The sequence below is a fragment of the Streptomyces plumbidurans genome (assembly GCF_019857225.1).
Lineage (GTDB): Bacteria > Actinomycetota > Actinomycetes > Streptomycetales > Streptomycetaceae > Streptomyces > Streptomyces plumbidurans.
This window is the reverse complement of sequence record NZ_JAFJSY010000031.1, coordinates 105,270-121,337: the sequence shown is the minus strand read 5'-3', so window position 1 is coordinate 121,337 and position 16,068 is coordinate 105,270. Positions and strand designations below refer to the sequence as shown.

Genomic DNA, 16,068 nt, shown 5'->3' with positions numbered 1-16,068 from the left:
CCCCGACAAAAGCCTAGGCCGGAAGATCGCCCTCGGCCAGACGCCCCAGGATCAGCGCGATCCGCAGCGTGAAGGCGGATCGTACATCGGAGGGTGACCAGCCGGTGACGTCAGTCACACGTCGGAGCCGGTAGCGCACGGTGTTGGGGTGAACGAAGAGCATCCGGGCGGCGCCTTCGAGACTGCTCGCCTGCTCCAGATAGACGGAGAGCGTCTCCAGAAGAGCCGACCCGGCCTCCTCCAGCGGTCTGTAGATCTCCTCCACCAGCTGTTCGCGCGCGCTCGGGTCGCCTGCGATGGCGCGCTCCGGCAGCAGATCGTCCGCGAGCACCGGCCGCGGGGCGTCCTGCCAGGCGAAACAGGCCTTGAGACCGGCGGCAGCGGCCTGCGCGGAGCGGGTCGCGGTGAGCAGGTCGGCCACCACGGGCCCGGCCACGACAGGCCCGGCCGCGTACGGCCCGATCAGCGACTTGGCCACGGCGAGCGGGTTGTCGCTGCCGCCGGCGATGACCACCAGCCGGTCGCCGAGCACCCCGGTGAGCACCTGGAGCTTGGCGTGCCGGGCGGCCCGCCGGATCGCCTCGACGGTCAGCTCGGAGTCACCGTCGGGGGCGGTCCCCAGCACCACGCAGACATGCTCGGGTGCGTTCCAGCCCAGGGCCGCGGCCCTGCTGACCGCGCCCTCGTCGGCCTCCCCGCTCAGCACGGCATTGACGACGAGGGACTCGAGGCGGGCGTCCCAGGCACCGCGTGCCTCGGCGGCCTGGGCGTAGACCTGGGCGGTGGCGAAGGCGATCTCGCGGGCGTAGACGAGCAGCGCCTCGCGCAGCACACTCTCGTCGCCCGGGGCGGCCACCTCGTCGATGGCGCTCTCCATGACCTCGATGGTGGTGCGCACCATCTCCACGGTCTGGCGCAGGGTGATCGCCCGGGTCAGCTCGCGCGGAGCCGTGCCGAACACGTCCGTCGAGATGGCCTGGGGCGCGTCGGGATGCCGGAACCACTCGGTGAAGGCGGCGATGCCCGCCTGGGCGACGAGCCCGATCCAGGAACGGTTCTCCGGCGGCATCGCCCGGTACCACGGCAGTGTCTCGTCCATGCGCGCGATCGCCTGCGCGGCGAGCGAACCGGACGACTTCTCCAGTCGCTTCAGAGTTCTCGCGTGCGGGTGCACGGGGGGAGCAACGGCTTCGGGCTTGCTCGTTTCGGGTTCGGGCACGGGACAAGACTGCCTTATCCGGACGGGAGTACGTGTCGCCGGGTCCGCGGCGGGCGCTCCGGCGGGGTTCCGGCGCGGCTACGGTGGGGTGCGTGATGGACCTACGGCGCGCAGCTGAGCGCTATCCAGGGGGTGACCCGACGGCCGGTATCGAGTCGTGGCACGCCTTCTCCTTCGGCCCGCACTACGACCCCGGCAACCTCCGCTTCGGCGCGGTCATCGCCTGCAACGAGGAGCGGCTGCTGCCCGGTGCCGGCTTCGACGAACACCCGCACAGTCACACCGAGATCGTGACCTGGGTCGTCGAGGGCGAACTGACGCACCGCGACTCCGCCGGCCACCGCACGACGGTGCGCCCCGGCGACGTGCAGCGCCTGAGCTCGGCGGCGGGTGTACGGCACGTGGAGCGCAACGACGGCGACGGTCTGCTGGTCTTCGTGCAGATGTGGCTGGCCCCCCTCGAACCGGGCGGAGAGCCCGCGTACGAGATCGTCCGTGGCATCGCGGACTCCACGCCGTACGCCGTCCCGGAGGCGGGCGCCATGCTCCACGTACGGCGGCTGCGAGCGGGGGAGCGGACGGCCATCCCGGACGGCGCGTACGTCTACGTCCATGTCGTCCGCGGTGACGTGGACGTGGACGGCGAGCTCCTCACCCCGGGCGACGCGGCCCGCATCACGGACGCGAAGCAACTGGAGACGGAGGCTGTGACCGAGGCGGAACTGCTGATGTGGGAGATGGCGGAAGCTCCCTGAGGAGCAGCGCCCTTCAGGGGCGCGGGGCTGTGTCTGATATGCGGCTACCGCCGCGTGCGCGCGACCAGCCACGAAGCAGCCGCACCGATCCGACGACCGTCACCGCACTTCTGCGAGCACCGCATCCGTGAACGCAGGCCACACCTCGACGGCCCACGGTCCGAAGTCCCGATCCGTCAAAGCGCTGCAAGCGACCCCCGCGTCGGGGTCGACCCACAGGAACGTGCCCGACTGACCGAAGTGGCCGAAGGTGCGCGGCGAGGAGGAACTCCCCGTCCAGTGCGGCGACTTGGAGTCACGGATCTCGAAGCCGAGGCCCCAGTCGTTGGGGTTCTGGTGGCCGTAGCCCGGCAGGACGCCCTTCGTCCCCGGGTACTGCACCGTCATCGCCTCCGCGACCGTGCGCGGATCGAGCAGCCGCGGCGCCTGCAGCTCGGCCGCGAACCGCAGCAGGTCCGCCACCGTCGAGACGCCGTCCTTCGCGGGGGAGCCCTCCAGCGAGGTCCCCGTCATGCCCAGCGGCTCCAGCACCGCCTGCCGCAGATACTCGCCGAACGGGATCTGCGCCGCCTTCGCGATGTGGTCGCCGAGCTGCTCGAAACCGGCGTTGGAGTACAGCCGCCGCTCGCCGGGCGGGGCCGTCACCCGGTGCTCGTCGAAGGCCAGCCCCGAGGTGTGGGCGAGCAGATGGCGCACCGTCGAACCGGGCGGCCCGGCGGGCTCGTCGAGCTCGATCGCCCCCTCCTCGTACGCGACGAGGGCGGCGTACGCTGCGAGCGGCTTGGTGACCGAGGCCAGCGGGAAGCGCCGGTCGACGGGCCCATGGGTGCCGAGCACCGCACCGTCGGCACGCACCACACCCGCCGCAGCGGCGGGAACCGGCCAGTTCTCGATCAACGCAAGGCTCTGCAAGGACATGCGAACGAGCCTAGGCGCTCACAGCCGCAGCTCCAGCAACGGGTCGGCCTTGGGCGCGAAACCGAGGGAGGCGTACAGCGGCCCGCCTTCCTCGGACGCGGTGAGGCGGACCCGGCCGACGCCGCGTTCGCGGAACCAGTCCAGCAGCGCCTCCATGCACGCGCGCGCGTACCCGCGGCGCCGGGCGTCGGGGTCGGTGGCCACGCTGAAGACGTAGCCGTCCGTGCCGTGCGGGTTGCCGGCCCGCCCGATGCGGTAGTCGACCGTGCCTGCCACCAGGGCGGCCAGCGTGCCAGGCCGCTCGGGGTGGTCGATCACGAACGCGGCGAAGGTCCCGCCCGCGTCGGCGAGCTTCTCCCTCAGCACCGGCAGGGACTGGGTGTGCCATTGTGTGGACGGTTCGGCTCCCGGCAGCGAGTCGATCATCACCTGGCGCAGCCGCAGCACTTCCGGCGCGTCCTTGGGCACGGCACGACGTACAGCACTCATGGCCCGCACGGTAGCGAGCACCGCCCCGCCCGGTCCTGCCGATTTATTACCTGTTCCGCTTGCTTGGAGTGCACTCGAAGGTCATAGCGTTGAGGGCATGACGGTGATGGAGACCACGCCCACCAGGACCGACCTCTGCAGCGCTCCGCCCCACCCGCACCGGCGCCCGGAAGGGCAGGACGCGTACACGATCAGCGAGGTCGTCGCCTTCACCGGGCTGACCGCGCACACCCTGCGCTGGTACGAGCGGATCGGGCTGATGCCGCACGTCGACCGCTCGCACACCGGTCAGCGCCGCTACAGCAATCGCGACCTCGACTGGCTCGACCTGGTCGGCAAGCTCCGGCTCACCGGCATGCCGGTCGCCGACATGGTGCGCTACGCGGAACTGGTGCGCGAGGGCGAACACACCTACGGCGAGCGCTTCGAGCTGCTGGAGACGACCCGCCGGGACGTCCTCGCACGGATCGCGGAACTCCAGGACACCCTCGCGGTGCTCGACCGGAAGATCAGTTTCTATGCGGACGCCGAGCGCGCCCGCGCCTACGAGGCAGAGAAGGTTCGATGACGGACAGCACGATCCAGACCGCACGGCTCGGCGAGTCGGGCCCCCAGGTGGGCGTACAGGGCCTCGGCTGCATGGGCATGAGCTTCGCCTACGGCCCCGTCGACGCGAAGGCGTCGCGCGCCACCCTGGAGCGGGCACTGGAGCTGGGCGTCACGCTGTACGACACGGCGGACGCCTACGGCAAGGGCGAGAACGAGAAGTTCCTGTCGCCGTTCTTCAAGGCCCATCGGGACGAGCTGGTCATCGCGACCAAGTTCGCCCTCTCGATCCCGCCGGACGACCCCACCCGCCGGGTCATCCGCAACGACGCGCCCTACATCCGCCAGGCCGTCGAGGCCAGCCTCAAGCGCCTGGACGTCGACGTGATCGACCTCTACTACATGCACCGGCGCGATGTGAACGTGCCGATCGAGGAGACCGTCGCCACCATGGCCGAGCTGGTGCGCGAGGGCAAGGTCAAGCAGCTGGGCCTGAGCGAGGTCACGGCGGACGAGCTGAGGGCGGCCCGCGCCGTGCATCCCATCGCCGCGGTGCAGTCGGAGTGGTCGCTGTTCAGCCGCGACATCGAGGCGAACGTGGTGCCGGCCGCCCGGGAGCTGGGCGTGACGCTGGTGCCGTACTCCCCGCTCGGCCGCGGCTTCCTCACCGGCTCCTTCACCAACGCCGACAAGGAGCTCACCTCCGACGACTTCCGTCGCCAGCAGCCCCGCTTCACCGGCGACAACGCGGCCGCGAACGCCGCCCTGCTGGAGCCGGTCCGCGCGGTCGCCGCGGCCCACGACGCCTCGCCGGGCCAGATCGCCCTGGCCTGGGTCCAGCAGCAGGCGGCCGTGCACGGTCTGCCGGTGGTCCCGATCCCCGGCACCCGCAAGCCGAGCCGCGTCGAGGAGAACGTGGCGGCGACCCGCATCGTCCTGACCGACGACGAGCTGGCCCTGCTGGAGCCGATCGCCGGGAAGGTCGCGGGCGAGCGGTACGCGGACATGACCTTCACGTCGGCCGGCCGGGAGTGATCGGGCAGGCAGCGGACTAGAGCTCCGCCAGCAGCTCGGCCTTCTTCACCGAGAACTCCTCGTCCGTCACCAGCCCCGCCTGGTGCAGTTCCCCCAGGTGACGGATGCGCTCGGCGATGTCGGCGGGATCGCGGCGCGGGGCCGCGGCGGGAACGACCGCCGCGGCCCCGTTCTGCCGTACGGCCGCCAGTACGGCGGCCGCGAACGGCAGGGACTCGTGGACGGGGCCGTAGCCCAGGCCGAACACCACGGACGCCGGATCCTGGTCGGGCTGCGCGGGCGCCGGGGACCCGTCGCGTGGCACCAGCCGTAGATGGCCCTCGAAGACCTCGGGCGAGCGCCACTCGACCCCGCTGAGCTCGGACACCGGGAAGCTCTGGTCGCCGGCCTTCCACTTCGCCGAGGACGCTCCCGTCCAGAACCAGCGGAAGTTGACTGTCTTGCCGTCGAAGGACGCCTTCGCGTCGTACGCCTTGAACTGGCGCGGCGCCTCGGGGGCGTCCACCAGATACCGCTCCGCGGGCTCGCCGTCGTCCTTCAGCTGGGCCCGCAGCTCGTCGGCGTAGTACTCGGCGAGGGTGCCGCGCTCGGCGGGCAGCACCAGCCGGTACGGGTCGCACCCTTCCTTCAGCTGGCCCGCGGCCGCCTCCAGGAGCGGATCGGCGCCGCGGCGCAGTTCGGCGCGCAGGACGACCGTGCCGCGTCTGCCGGGGGTCAGCGTCACCCCGGCGATCGCCTCGTGGGGAACACGCCGCTCACCCAGCGCCTGGAAGAGCTTGGGTGTTCGAATCCCCCGTTCGTAACGGATGAGCACGGAGTCGGACTCGAACTCCCAGGCAGCATGAAATCCGGCCAGTACATCACCCATGCGGCTCATCGTATTCGGGTCCTGCTCCTTCGTCGCCACCCTGCGCAGACCGCAGTTCTCCGCGCCTCTACGCGCGTCCGTCGGCGGCCGCGCCGGACAAACCCGCGCGGCACGTGCCGTCGTCCCGCGCGCAGTGCACCGAGCGGTACGCGCCAACTCCGATGTCTGCGAAGTTCCGCAGACTCTCCGTGCCGGGCTCGAAATACCCGGCGTGTCCCTTCGCTCCCTGCGCCGACAGCACCCGCGACCCGAAGGACATGGACACCGGATCGGCTCCGTGACCCAGCCCGCCGACCTCCATGTACGGCACGTCCTGGATCCAGTCCGTGGCATCCCGCATCGCCCACACCTGGGCCGAGGTGTGCAGGTGCGAGGCGTTCGCCACCCGCATGCCCGGGCTGCCGGCCACCGCGATGTCGGCCACTCGGCGCGGCATCTCGTGCGCGGCCACCCCGCACACCACGGAGCCGTAGCTGTGGCAGAACAGCGACACCGCCGCGCGGCCGGGCAGGCTGCGCACCAGCGCGTTGAGCCGCACCGCGCCGTCCTCCGCGCGCATCGCCGTGGCCGACTCGATGCCGAGCCCGGCGGGCGCGGTGTAGTCGGCCCAGGCGATCACGGCCGTACGCGTCGTCGGGCTCGCCGCGCGCTCCTCGTCGTACAGCGACCTGGCCATGCCGACCGGTGCCGCGTACTGGCGGTTGGTGCGCTGGAAGGTCAGCAGGTCGGTGTCGACACCGGGGACGACGACCGAGACGCGCTGGGCCTTGTCCAGGTCCCCGAACACCTCCGCGACCCGCCCCGACCCGGCGGGGTCGAAGGCCAGGATGTGCCGGCCCTCGTCCATCAGCGCCTCGTAGCGGTGCATACGGCGGCCGGCCTCGTGCTGCCCGGAGGGCGAGAGGCGGATGTCGTGCATGCGCTTGTGCTCGACCTTGCGCTGCTCGGCGAGGGCGTGCCGGTTGGCGCGGTAGCGCAGCGAGACCGGGGCGCCGTTCATGTTGCCGACCGCCAGGGAGTAGCGCTGCGCGAGGTGCGTGCGCTCCTGGGCGGTGAGCGAGGCGAAGAAGCGGGCCAGGCGGGTGGGGGACGCGTCGGGGTCCGGCAGGTGGTGCCCGTCGATGCGGCCGTGCTGCCAGGAGGAGATCGAGGCCTGCAGCGGGGTGTCCGCGCGATGGCTGCGCAGCGCGGTCCAGCCCGTGGTGGCGAGCATGACGAAGACGACCGCCAGGGCGAGCAGTGCGCGCCCGACGTTCAGTTGCGGGGAGGTGTCGAAGGAAGTCACTGGGAGGACACACTAGGAGAACGAGAGGGTCTCGCGTGAGCCGAGTGACAGGGATCACGTTTCGATAAACCTCCTGAAGGTCATTGTGACCTCCAGTTCTTGGTGAGCGCGGGCCCCACTTGTTCGAGATGGGCGATCGTCATGTCGCGCATGGCGTCCAGGCTGAAGTCCCCGTCCGTGCCCCACCGCCGCTCCGTGACCCGCATCACCCCGCCGAACACCGCCACGGCCAGCCTCGGCCGCGGGTCGGCGTCCACGTCGACACCCTCGCGGGCGGCGAGCACGCGCGCGAGGGCATCCTCGATCTCCTCGTTGCGCCGCAGATGGGCGGCGAGCAGCACCGGCGTCGACTCGATCACCCGGTACATCCGCAAGTACAGCTCGATCGGTACGACGGCCTCGATGACCTCGCCCAGCGTGTCCCAGCCCTCGAGCACCGCCTGGCGCAGCGCCTCCATCGGCGCCTCGGCGGCCGGTCGCTCGCGCACGGCCTCCACGAACCGCGCCACCGCCATCTCCTGCAGGGCGAGCGCTGCCTCCTCCTTGCCCGCGTAGTAGCGGAAGAAGGTGCGCTGCGAGACGTCGACGGCATCGGCGATCTCGTCCACCGTCGTCCGCTCGTAGCCGCGCGTGGTGAACAGTTCGACGGCGGCCCGCAGCAGCGCGTCCCTGGTGCGCTGCTTCTTGCGTTCGCGGAGTGTTTCCATACGCGTCAGTTACTGACTTGTGAATTGGTTTGTCAATTGTCAGACGCTGTCATTAGCCTCGAACGCATGACTAGTCAGACCGCCATCGAATCGACGGGGCCGGGGGACAACGCACCAGCAGCCCCGTCGAGCGCGCCGCCCGCCTCCGGGCTGCGCGGACACCCCTGGTTCACGCTCATAACGGTCGCCGTCGGGGTCATGATGGTGGCCCTCGACGGCACCATCGTGGCCATCGCCAACCCGGCCATCCAGAAGGACCTCAAGGCGAGCTTCGCCGACGTCCAGTGGATCACCAACGGCTACTTCCTCGCCCTCGCGGTCTCCCTGATCACCGCGGGCAAGCTCGGCGACCGCTTCGGTCACCGCCAGACCTTCCTGATCGGTGTGACCGGCTTCGCCGCCGCCTCGGGCGCCATCGGCCTGTCCAACAGCATCGCCGTGGTCGTCACCTTCCGCGTCTTCCAGGGCCTGTTCGGCGCCCTGCTGATGCCGGCCGCGCTCGGCCTGCTGCGCGCGACCTTCCCGGCCGAGAAGCTGAACATGGCGATCGGCATCTGGGGCATGGTCATCGGCGCCTCCACCGCGGGCGGCCCGATCCTCGGCGGTGTGCTCGTCGAGCACGTCAACTGGCAGTCGGTGTTCTTCATCAACGTGCCGGTCGGCGTCGTCGCCCTGGTCCTCGGCCTGCTGATCCTGCGCGACCACCGCGCCGAGAACGCCCCGCGCTCCTTCGACCTGCTGGGCATCGCGCTGCTGTCCGCCGCGATGTTCTGCCTGGTCTGGGCCCTGATCAAGGCACCCGCGTGGGGCTGGGGCGACGGCAAGACCTGGGCGTTCATCGGCGCCTCGGTCGTCGGCTTCGCCCTCTTCTCCTTCTGGGAGACGAAGGTCGCCGAACCGCTGATCCCGCTCGGTCTGTTCCGCTCGATCCCGCTGTCCGCGGGCGTGGTGCTGATGGTCCTGATGGCCATCGCCTTCCTCGGCGGCCTGTTCTTCGTGACGTTCTACCTGCAGAACGTGCACGGGATGAGCCCGATCGACGCCGGACTGCACCTGCTGCCGCTCACCGGCATGATGATCGTCGCCTCCCCGATCGCGGGCGTGATGATCACCAAGCTGGGCCCGCGCATCCCGCTGGCGGGCGGCATGGCGGCCACCGCGATCGCGATGTACGGCATGTCGACGCTGAAGGTGGACACGAGCAGCGCCGTGATGTCGGTCTGGTTCGCCCTGCTCGGCCTCGGCCTCGCGCCGGTCATGGTCGGCGCCACGGAGGTCATCGTGGGCAACGCGCCCATGGAGCTCTCCGGTGTCGCCGGTGGACTGCAGCAGGCCGCGATGCAGATCGGCGGCAGCCTCGGTACGGCGGTGCTGGGCGCCGTCATGGCCTCCAAGGTCGACGGCGACCTCGCGGGCAACTGGAAGGACGCCGGGCTCCCGCCGCTCACCCCGGCCCAGCTGCACCAGGCCTCCGAAGCGGTCCAGGTCGGCGTGGCGCCGGTCGCCAAGGGGACCCCGGAGCCGATCGCCGCGAAGATCGCGGGCGTCGCGCACGACACGTTCATCTCCGGCATGAGCCTCGCGTCGCTGGTCGCCTGCGGTGTCGCGGTCGTGGCGGTCTTCGTCGCGCTGCTCACCAAGCGGGGCGCGAACGCGGAGGCGGGTGCGGGCGCGGCCCACATCTGACGCGGCGCGGGCCGTGCCGCCTTCGCACATAACTCGGCGGATTTCAAACCGACTTCGCCTATCAGGGTGAAGAGGCTAAAGATCCGCGCTCCCGGTGCGCGCCGCAGGTCACAGTGGTCAAGCCCCCCCGTACGGCATGTTCCTCGGGCAAGTTCGTACGGCGTCGGGGGCGACCGGTGCTGCGGCGCGCTGCCGGAGGGGGACAGCGCGCCGACGGCCCGGGGGTGAGTGGACGGATCGGGGGTACCCGCTGTTTCGAACCCCGAACAGACCCCGGGGTTCAGGGAGTTGATGATGGCGGGCTTCGGACAGGGAACGCGCAGGCACCCCCGCTCGCGTGGCCGGACGTGGTCACGGACCGGGCCGGATCGCGCAACGCTCGGAATCATCGGAGTCGTCTGCGCGGTCGCGGGATTCTTCGTGCTGGGGATCATCCTCGGCCCCGTCGCGATCGTCTGCGGCTGGCTCGCAATGGGCCGCACATGGTCCCGCTCGGGACCCGTACCGGCCCTGATCGCGCTCGCACTGGGCGCCATCGACACGCTCCTCGCGATCATCTGGCTCGCGGGAGCGGCAGCCCCGGGCAGCGGGATGTTCTGACCCGGGTGCGTGAGGGAAGGGCCTCCGGCCGGGCTGGCCGGGGGTCCGCTCTCGTGTGGGGGGTGTTCGACGGGGTGTGGCGTGCTGGAAGCACCATTTGGCCTGCGGGAGCGGCGACCCGGGCAACGGCATGTTCTGACCCGGGTGCGTGAGGGAAGGGCCTCCGGCCGGGACGACCGGGGGTCCGCCCTCATGTCGGGGGTGTTCGACGGGGTGTGGCGTGCTGCTTGCTCGCGCGGGCTCGCGCAGGGCCCGTTCCGCCTCTGGGCACCATCGACACGCCGCCGGGGGCCCGCTCTCATGTTTCGGCCCGCTCGGCGGGCGTCCCGCGCAGTTCGGCCACCTCGGCCCGGAGTGCTCGTACCTCCTCGGTGAGTGCCTCGATGGCCTCCGTCTGGCGGCGCTCCTCGACGTCGTCCTTCTCGAAGCGGGCGAGGAACCAGGCGGCGATGTTCGCGGTCACCACACCGAGCAGGGCGATCCCGGAGAGCATCAGCCCCACGGCGATCATCCGGCCGAGCCCGGTCGTCGGCGCGTGATCGCCGTAGCCGACGGTCGTCATCGTGGTGAACGACCACCACAGCGCGTCACCCAGCGTCCGGATGTTCCCCTCGGGCGCGTCCCGCTCCACCGACAGCACGGCCAGCGAGCCGAACATCAGCAGCCCGACGACTGCCCCGGCGACATACGTCGTCAGCCGGATCTGCTCGGCCATCCGCGCCCGCCGCCCCACCAGCAGCAGCGTCGCGACCAGCCGCAGCAGCCGCAGCGGCTGAAGGATCGGCACCACCACCGCGAGCAGGTCCAGCCAGTGCCTGCGCACGAACTCCTTGCGCCGCCCGGACAGCGCCAACCGGGCCAGATAGTCCGCGGCGAAGGCGCCCCACACCACCCACTCGACCACCGTGCACACCGCGGTCAGCGAGTGCCCCGCCGAACCGTCCACGATCGGCACGGCATACGCGACGGCGAACAGCAGGGCGAGCGCCAGCAGAGGCCGCTGGGTCAGGTGTTCCCAGCGTGCTTGCGCCGTTTGTTGCTCCATGCCCGCATCGTAAGGAAAACGTGAAGGGCGACGGACCCACGAGTCCGTCGCCCTTCGAGCGGTCAGCGCCTACGCGTCGCCCCCGGCGGCCCCGGGATCGGCCGCCGACACGTCGAGCAGCTGGTAGCGGTCGATCGCCTGCTTGAGCACCGAGCGGTCGACCTTGCCCTCCCGGGCCAGCTCGGTCAGCACCGCCACCACGATCGACTGCGCGTCGATGTGGAAGAAGCGCCGGGCCGCGCCACGGGTGTCGGCGAAGCCGAACCCGTCGGCGCCCAGCGACTGGTACGTCCCCGGCACCCACCGCGCGATCTGGTCCGGCACCGAGCGCATCCAGTCGGAGACGGCCACCACCGGGCCCTCGGCGCCGCTCAGCTTCCGCGTCACGTACGGCACCCGCTGCTCCTCCTCCGGGTGCAGCAGATTGTGCCGCTCGACCTCCACGGCCTCGCGCCGCAGCTCGTTCCAGGAGGTCGCCGACCAGACGTCCGCCTTGACGTTCCAGTCCTCGGCGAGGATCTTCTGCGCCTCGACCGCCCACGGCACGGCCACGCCCGAGGCGATGACCTGCGCCGGGATCGTGCCCGAGGTGCCCTCCCCGATCCGGTGCAGGCCCCTGACGATGCCCTCGACGTCCACGTTCGCCGGCTCGGCCGGGTGCCGGATGGGCTCGTTGTAGACGGTGAGGTAGAAGAAGACGTCCTCGCCGTGCGGGTGCTCCTCGGAGGCGCCGTACATCCGGCGCAGCCCGTCCTGGACGATGTACGCGATCTCGTACGAGTACGCCGGGTCGTAGGCGACGCAGGCCGGGTTGGTCGAGGCGAGCAGCTGGGACTGGCCGTCCGCGTGCTGCAGACCCTCACCGGTCAGGGTCGTACGGCCGGCGGTCGCACCCAGCACGAATCCGCGCGCGAGCTGGTCGGCCATCTGCCAGAACTGGTCGCCGGTGCGCTGGAATCCGAACATCGAGTAGAAGACGTAGACCGGGATCAGCGGCTCGCCGTGCGTGGCGTAGGCCGAGCCCGCCGCGATCAGCGAGGCCGTGCAGCCCGCCTCCGAGATGCCGTCGTGCAGCATCTGCCCGGTCGGCGACTCCTTGTAGGCGAGCAGGAGTTCACGGTCCACCGACTCGTACTGCTGGCCGAGCGGGTTGTAGATCTTCGCACTCGGGAAGAACGAGTCCATGCCGAAGGTGCGGTACTCGTCCGGCGCGATCAGCACGAACCGCTTGCCGAACTCCTTGTCCCGCATGAGGTCCTTGAGCAGCCGCACGAACGCCATGGTCGTGGCGATCGACTGCTGACCGGAACCCTTCTTCACGGTCGCGTACGCCTTGTCGTCCGGCAGGTCGAGCGGCTTGGAGCGCACCACGCGCGTGGGGACGTAACCGCCGCAGCCCTTGCGGCGGTCGTGCATGTACTGGATCTCCTCGGAGTCGCGCCCCGGGTGGTAGTACGGCGGCGCCCCGTCCTCCAGCTCCTTGTCGGTGATCGGCAGGTGCAGCCGGTCGCGGAAGCCCTTGAGGTCGTCGACCGTCAGCTTCTTCATCTGGTGCGTGGCGTTGCGGCCCTCGAAGTTCGGGCCCAGCGTCCAGCCCTTGATCGTCTTGGCCAGGATCACCGTCGGCTGGCCCTTGTGCTCCAGGGCCGCCTTGTACGCCGCGTAGATCTTGCGGTGGTCGTGACCGCCGCGGCCCAGCATCAGGATCTGGTGGTCGGTCATGCCCTCGACCATGGCGCGCAGCCGCTGGTCGTCACCGAAGAAGTGCTCGCGGATGTACGCGCCGGACTCGGTGGCGTACGTCTGGAACTGGCCGTCCGGCGTGGTGTTCATCCGGTTGACCAGCAGCCCGTCGCGGTCCTGGGCGAGCAGCGGGTCCCAGGAGCGGTCCCAGATCAGCTTGATGACGTTCCAGCCGGCACCGCGGAAGACCGACTCCAGCTCCTGGATGATCTTGCCGTTGCCGCGCACCGGCCCGTCCAGGCGCTGCAGGTTGCAGTTGACGACGAAGGTCAGGTTGTCCAAACCCTCGCGGGCGGCGATGGACAGCTGGCCGAGCGACTCGGGCTCGTCCATCTCGCCGTCGCCGAGGAAGGCCCACACATGCGATTTCGAGGTGTCGGCGATCCCGCGCGCGTGCATGTAGCGGTTCATCCGCGCCTGGTAGATCGCACCGATCGGGCCGAGGCCCATGGAGACCGTCGGGAACTCCCAGAAGTCCGGCATGGAGCGCGGGTGCGGGTAGCTGGACAGGCCGTTGGGGCTCTTGGACTTCTCCTGGCGGAAGCCGTCGAGCTGCTCGGCGCTGAGCCGGTCGAGCAGGTAGGCGCGTGCGTAGATACCGGGGGAGGCATGCCCCTGGAAGAAGACCTGGTCGCCGCCGTCGCCCTCGTCCTTGCCGCGGAAGAAGTGGTTGAAGCCCACGTCGTACAGCGACGCGGAGGAGGCGAAGGTGGCGATGTGCCCGCCGACACCGATGCCGGGGCGCTGGGCGCGCGAGACCATCACCGCCGCGTTCCAGCGGGTCGCGTTCAGGACCTTGCGCTCGATCTCCTCGTTGCCCGGGAAGAACGGCTCGTCCTTGGTCGCGATCGTGTTCACGTAGTCCGTGCTGCGCATCTCCGGCACGGCCACGCGCTTCTCGCGGGCCCGCTCGATGAGCCGCAGCATCAGATAACGGGCTCGCTCACGGCCGCGCTGATCGACGGCGGCATCCAGGGAGTCGAGCCACTCCTGGGTCTCCTCGGGGTCGAAGTCAGGAACCTGACTCGGAAGGCCGCCAATGATGATCGGGCTGCGATCTGATCCGGAAGCCACGCTGTTCCTTACCTGTCAGAGGGCTGCATTCAGCTGTATTTCGGTGTGCCTGCACCGTTCCCCATCGTGTACCTCGGTGAAGCAAACGTCATCTCTACTGTGAGGTAACCGGGTCCTGCTTCGGCCTCATCGGGTTCCCAAAGCCACAAAGGGGGCAGAAGGGTGTGGTGCACATCACGTACGGCACGATGGGCGTGCCTGGAGTTGCGGTGACACGGCCCGGATCGTCACCGTTTCGGCGGTCTGAACGGCCGGGTACTTGCGCGATCCGTCCCGCCCGTGTGGACTACGGCCAACGCTTCGCGCACGCGCGTGGCTGAAGTCCCCCGAGGGGGGACCCCCATTCCAAGACATGATCAGGAGGCAACCCGTGAGCGCGACCGCGGACCACGCGGAGACGAGCCCTGCCGTGAGGCTGGGGTTCCAGCCCGAGCAGGTGGTCCAGGAGATCGGCTACGACGACGACGTAGACCAGGAACTCCGCGAGTCCATCGAGGAAGTCATCGGCAGCGACCTCGTGGACGAGGACTACGACGACGTAGCCGATGCCGTGGTGCTCTGGTTCCGCGACGACGACGGCGACCTGACGGATGCGCTGGTGGACGCCACCACGTACATCGAAGAAGGTGGCTCCATCCTGCTCCTCACGCCGAAGACCGGCCGTGACGGCTACGTGGAGCCGAGCGACATCTCCGAAGCCGCGACGACGGCGGGACTGTCCGCCTCCAAGAGCGTCAGCGTGGGCAAGGACTGGAGCGGCAGCCGGCTCGTGACGCCGAAGGCGGCCAAGTCCAAGAGGTGACCTCGCCGGACGGGTCGGGACGTCGTGCCCGGCCCGTCCGCAGCTCCCCGGTGATCGCTGCGTAGGGTGGTCGTACCACCCCGACAGCCCCACCGAAAGGGACATACTGCGATGGCGATCCAGGTCGGCGACAAGGCCCCCGACTTCGAGCTCAAGGACAACCACGGCGCCACCGTGAAGCTCTCCGAGTTCCGTGGCGAGAAGAACGTGGTCCTGCTCTTCTACCCGTTCGCCTTCACCGGCGTGTGCACCGGCGAGCTGTGCGAGGTGCGCGACAACCTGCCGCAGTTCGCCGACCGCGACACCCAGGTGCTCGCCGTCTCCAACGACTCCATCCACACCCTGCGCGTCTTCGCCGACCAGGAGGGCCTGGAGTACCCGCTGCTGAGCGACTTCTGGCCGCACGGCGAGGTCTCGCGCGCCTACGGCGTCTTCGCCGAGGACAAGGGCTGCGCGGTGCGCGGCACCTTCGTCATCGACAAGGAGGGCGTGGTCCGCTGGACCGTCGTCAACGCCCTGCCCGACGCCCGCGACCTCAACGAGTACGTCAAGGCGCTCGACACCCTGTGATTCTTCGGTGCCAAGCCCTGCGTGGTGCGGGAACCCGTCACTAGGATCGACTCGTTGATCCGATGTCAAACGCACGCCGGGGCACCCCGCCCCTGGACACCAATGGAGGACTCGTGGGAGTCAGCCTCAGCAAGGGCGGCAACGTATCGCTGACCAAGGAGGCCCCGGGCCTGACCGCGGTCATCGTCGGTCTGGGGTGGGACGTCCGCACCACGACCGGCACCGACTTCGACCTGGACGCCAGCGCACTGCTGCTGAACTCCTCGGGCAAGGTCGCCAGCGACGCCAACTTCGTCTTCTTCAACAACCTCAAGAGCCCCGACGGCTCGGTCGAGCACACCGGTGACAACATCACCGGTGAGGGCGAGGGCGACGACGAGCAGATCAAGATCAACCTCGCGGCCGTCCCGGCCGACGTCGAGAAGATCGTGTTCCCGGTCTCGATCTACGACGCGGAGAACCGCCAGCAGTCGTTCGGCCAGGTCCGCAACGCGTTCATCCGCGTCGTGAACCAGGCGGGCGAGGCGGAGATCGCCCGCTACGACCTCTCCGAGGACGCCTCGACGGAGACCGCCATGGTCTTCGGCGAGCTGTACCGCAACGGCGCGGAGTGGAAGTTCCGCGCCATCGGCCAGGGCTACGCCTCGGGCCTGCGCGGCATCGCGCAGGACTTCGGTGTGAACGTCTGAGCCCGGACGCTCACGTCACAGGCTCGTACCGTCCGGC

The 16,068-nt window shown here is 70.0% G+C and carries 16 protein-coding genes; 8 read left to right on the top strand and 8 right to left on the bottom strand.

All coding sequences use genetic code 11. The features are described from left to right. Positions 1–13: 13 nt before the first annotated feature. Positions 14–1,219, bottom strand: a complete 1,206-nt coding sequence (gene fasR, locus JYK17_RS21255; RefSeq protein ID WP_108007837.1) for a fatty acid biosynthesis transcriptional regulator FasR — start codon at positions 1,217–1,219, stop codon at positions 14–16. A gap of 92 nt (positions 1,220–1,311) precedes the next feature. Here fasR and JYK17_RS21250 point away from each other — a divergent pair, with 92 nt between their 5' ends. Further along, positions 1,312–1,974, top strand: a complete 663-nt coding sequence (locus tag JYK17_RS21250) for a pirin family protein (RefSeq protein WP_222811001.1) — start codon at positions 1,312–1,314, stop codon at positions 1,972–1,974. Positions 1,975–2,073: 99 nt separating this feature from the next. Here JYK17_RS21250 and JYK17_RS21245 read toward each other — a convergent pair whose 3' ends face one another. Together JYK17_RS21245 and JYK17_RS21240 are read right to left on the bottom strand one after the other, a co-directional pair. Next, a complete protein-coding gene (locus JYK17_RS21245) occupies positions 2,074–2,892 on the bottom strand; it encodes a serine hydrolase domain-containing protein (RefSeq protein WP_108007839.1) in 819 nt (272 codons plus the stop codon). An 18-nt stretch (positions 2,893–2,910) separates the two neighbouring features. Then, entirely contained in the window at positions 2,911–3,381 is a 471-nt protein-coding gene (locus JYK17_RS21240) for a GNAT family N-acetyltransferase (protein ID WP_222811000.1), read from the bottom strand. Positions 3,382–3,478: 97 nt separating this feature from the next. On the opposite strand from JYK17_RS21240, the gene JYK17_RS21235 reads away from it, so the two are divergent. Both JYK17_RS21235 and JYK17_RS21230 read left to right on the top strand, forming a co-directional pair. Next, positions 3,479–3,949: a MerR family transcriptional regulator gene (locus JYK17_RS21235; RefSeq protein ID WP_164932265.1), complete on the top strand. Its 471-nt coding sequence runs from the start codon at positions 3,479–3,481 to the stop codon at positions 3,947–3,949. Then, positions 3,946–4,962: an aldo/keto reductase gene (locus tag JYK17_RS21230; RefSeq protein WP_108007842.1), complete on the top strand. Its 1,017-nt coding sequence runs from the start codon at positions 3,946–3,948 to the stop codon at positions 4,960–4,962. The genes JYK17_RS21235 and JYK17_RS21230 overlap by 4 nt, the downstream gene beginning before the upstream one ends. Positions 4,963–4,978: 16 nt before the next feature. On the opposite strand, the gene JYK17_RS21225 is transcribed toward JYK17_RS21230, so the two are convergent. From JYK17_RS21225 to JYK17_RS21215, 3 genes are all read right to left on the bottom strand, one after another. Further along, complete coding sequence (locus tag JYK17_RS21225; RefSeq protein ID WP_108007843.1) at positions 4,979–5,839, bottom strand: DUF4429 domain-containing protein; 861 nt, start codon at positions 5,837–5,839, stop codon at positions 4,979–4,981. Between the two features lie 58 nt (positions 5,840–5,897). Then, positions 5,898–7,115, bottom strand: a complete 1,218-nt coding sequence (locus JYK17_RS21220) for an alpha/beta hydrolase (protein WP_128803152.1) — start codon at positions 7,113–7,115, stop codon at positions 5,898–5,900. Positions 7,116–7,195: 80 nt separating this feature from the next. Beyond that, positions 7,196–7,822, bottom strand: coding sequence for a TetR family transcriptional regulator (locus JYK17_RS21215; RefSeq protein ID WP_128803153.1), 627 nt, complete (start codon positions 7,820–7,822; stop codon positions 7,196–7,198). 66 nt (positions 7,823–7,888) lie between these two features. Between JYK17_RS21215 and JYK17_RS21210 the strand changes: the two genes are divergently transcribed. Further along, entirely contained in the window at positions 7,889–9,508 is a 1,620-nt protein-coding gene (locus JYK17_RS21210) for an MFS transporter (RefSeq protein WP_108007846.1), read from the top strand. A 291-nt stretch (positions 9,509–9,799) separates the two neighbouring features. Further along, positions 9,800–10,108 (top strand): small hydrophobic protein, encoded by a 309-nt coding sequence (locus tag JYK17_RS21205; protein WP_222810999.1) that lies wholly within the window; start codon positions 9,800–9,802, stop codon positions 10,106–10,108. 298 nt (positions 10,109–10,406) lie between these two features. Here JYK17_RS21205 and JYK17_RS21200 read toward each other — a convergent pair whose 3' ends face one another. Next, complete coding sequence (locus JYK17_RS21200; RefSeq protein WP_128803155.1) at positions 10,407–11,153, bottom strand: potassium channel family protein; 747 nt, start codon at positions 11,151–11,153, stop codon at positions 10,407–10,409. 69 nt (positions 11,154–11,222) lie between these two features. After that, on the bottom strand, positions 11,223–13,970 hold the full coding sequence (aceE, locus tag JYK17_RS21195) for a pyruvate dehydrogenase (acetyl-transferring), homodimeric type (protein WP_222810998.1): 2,748 nt from the start codon (positions 13,968–13,970) through the stop codon (positions 11,223–11,225). A 370-nt stretch (positions 13,971–14,340) separates the two neighbouring features. Here aceE and JYK17_RS21190 point away from each other — a divergent pair, with 370 nt between their 5' ends. The 3 genes from JYK17_RS21190 (at position 14,341) to JYK17_RS21180 (ending at position 16,031) form a co-directional block, all read left to right on the top strand. Then, a complete protein-coding gene (locus JYK17_RS21190; RefSeq protein ID WP_181362360.1) occupies positions 14,341–14,772 on the top strand; it encodes a DUF3052 domain-containing protein in 432 nt (143 codons plus the stop codon). Between the two features lie 111 nt (positions 14,773–14,883). Next, entirely contained in the window at positions 14,884–15,342 is a 459-nt protein-coding gene (locus tag JYK17_RS21185; RefSeq protein ID WP_222810997.1) for a peroxiredoxin, read from the top strand. 113 nt (positions 15,343–15,455) lie between these two features. Beyond that, positions 15,456–16,031 (top strand): calcium homeostasis/redox stress adaptation protein, encoded by a 576-nt coding sequence (locus tag JYK17_RS21180; protein ID WP_108007852.1) that lies wholly within the window; start codon positions 15,456–15,458, stop codon positions 16,029–16,031. Positions 16,032–16,068: the final 37 nt, after the last annotated feature.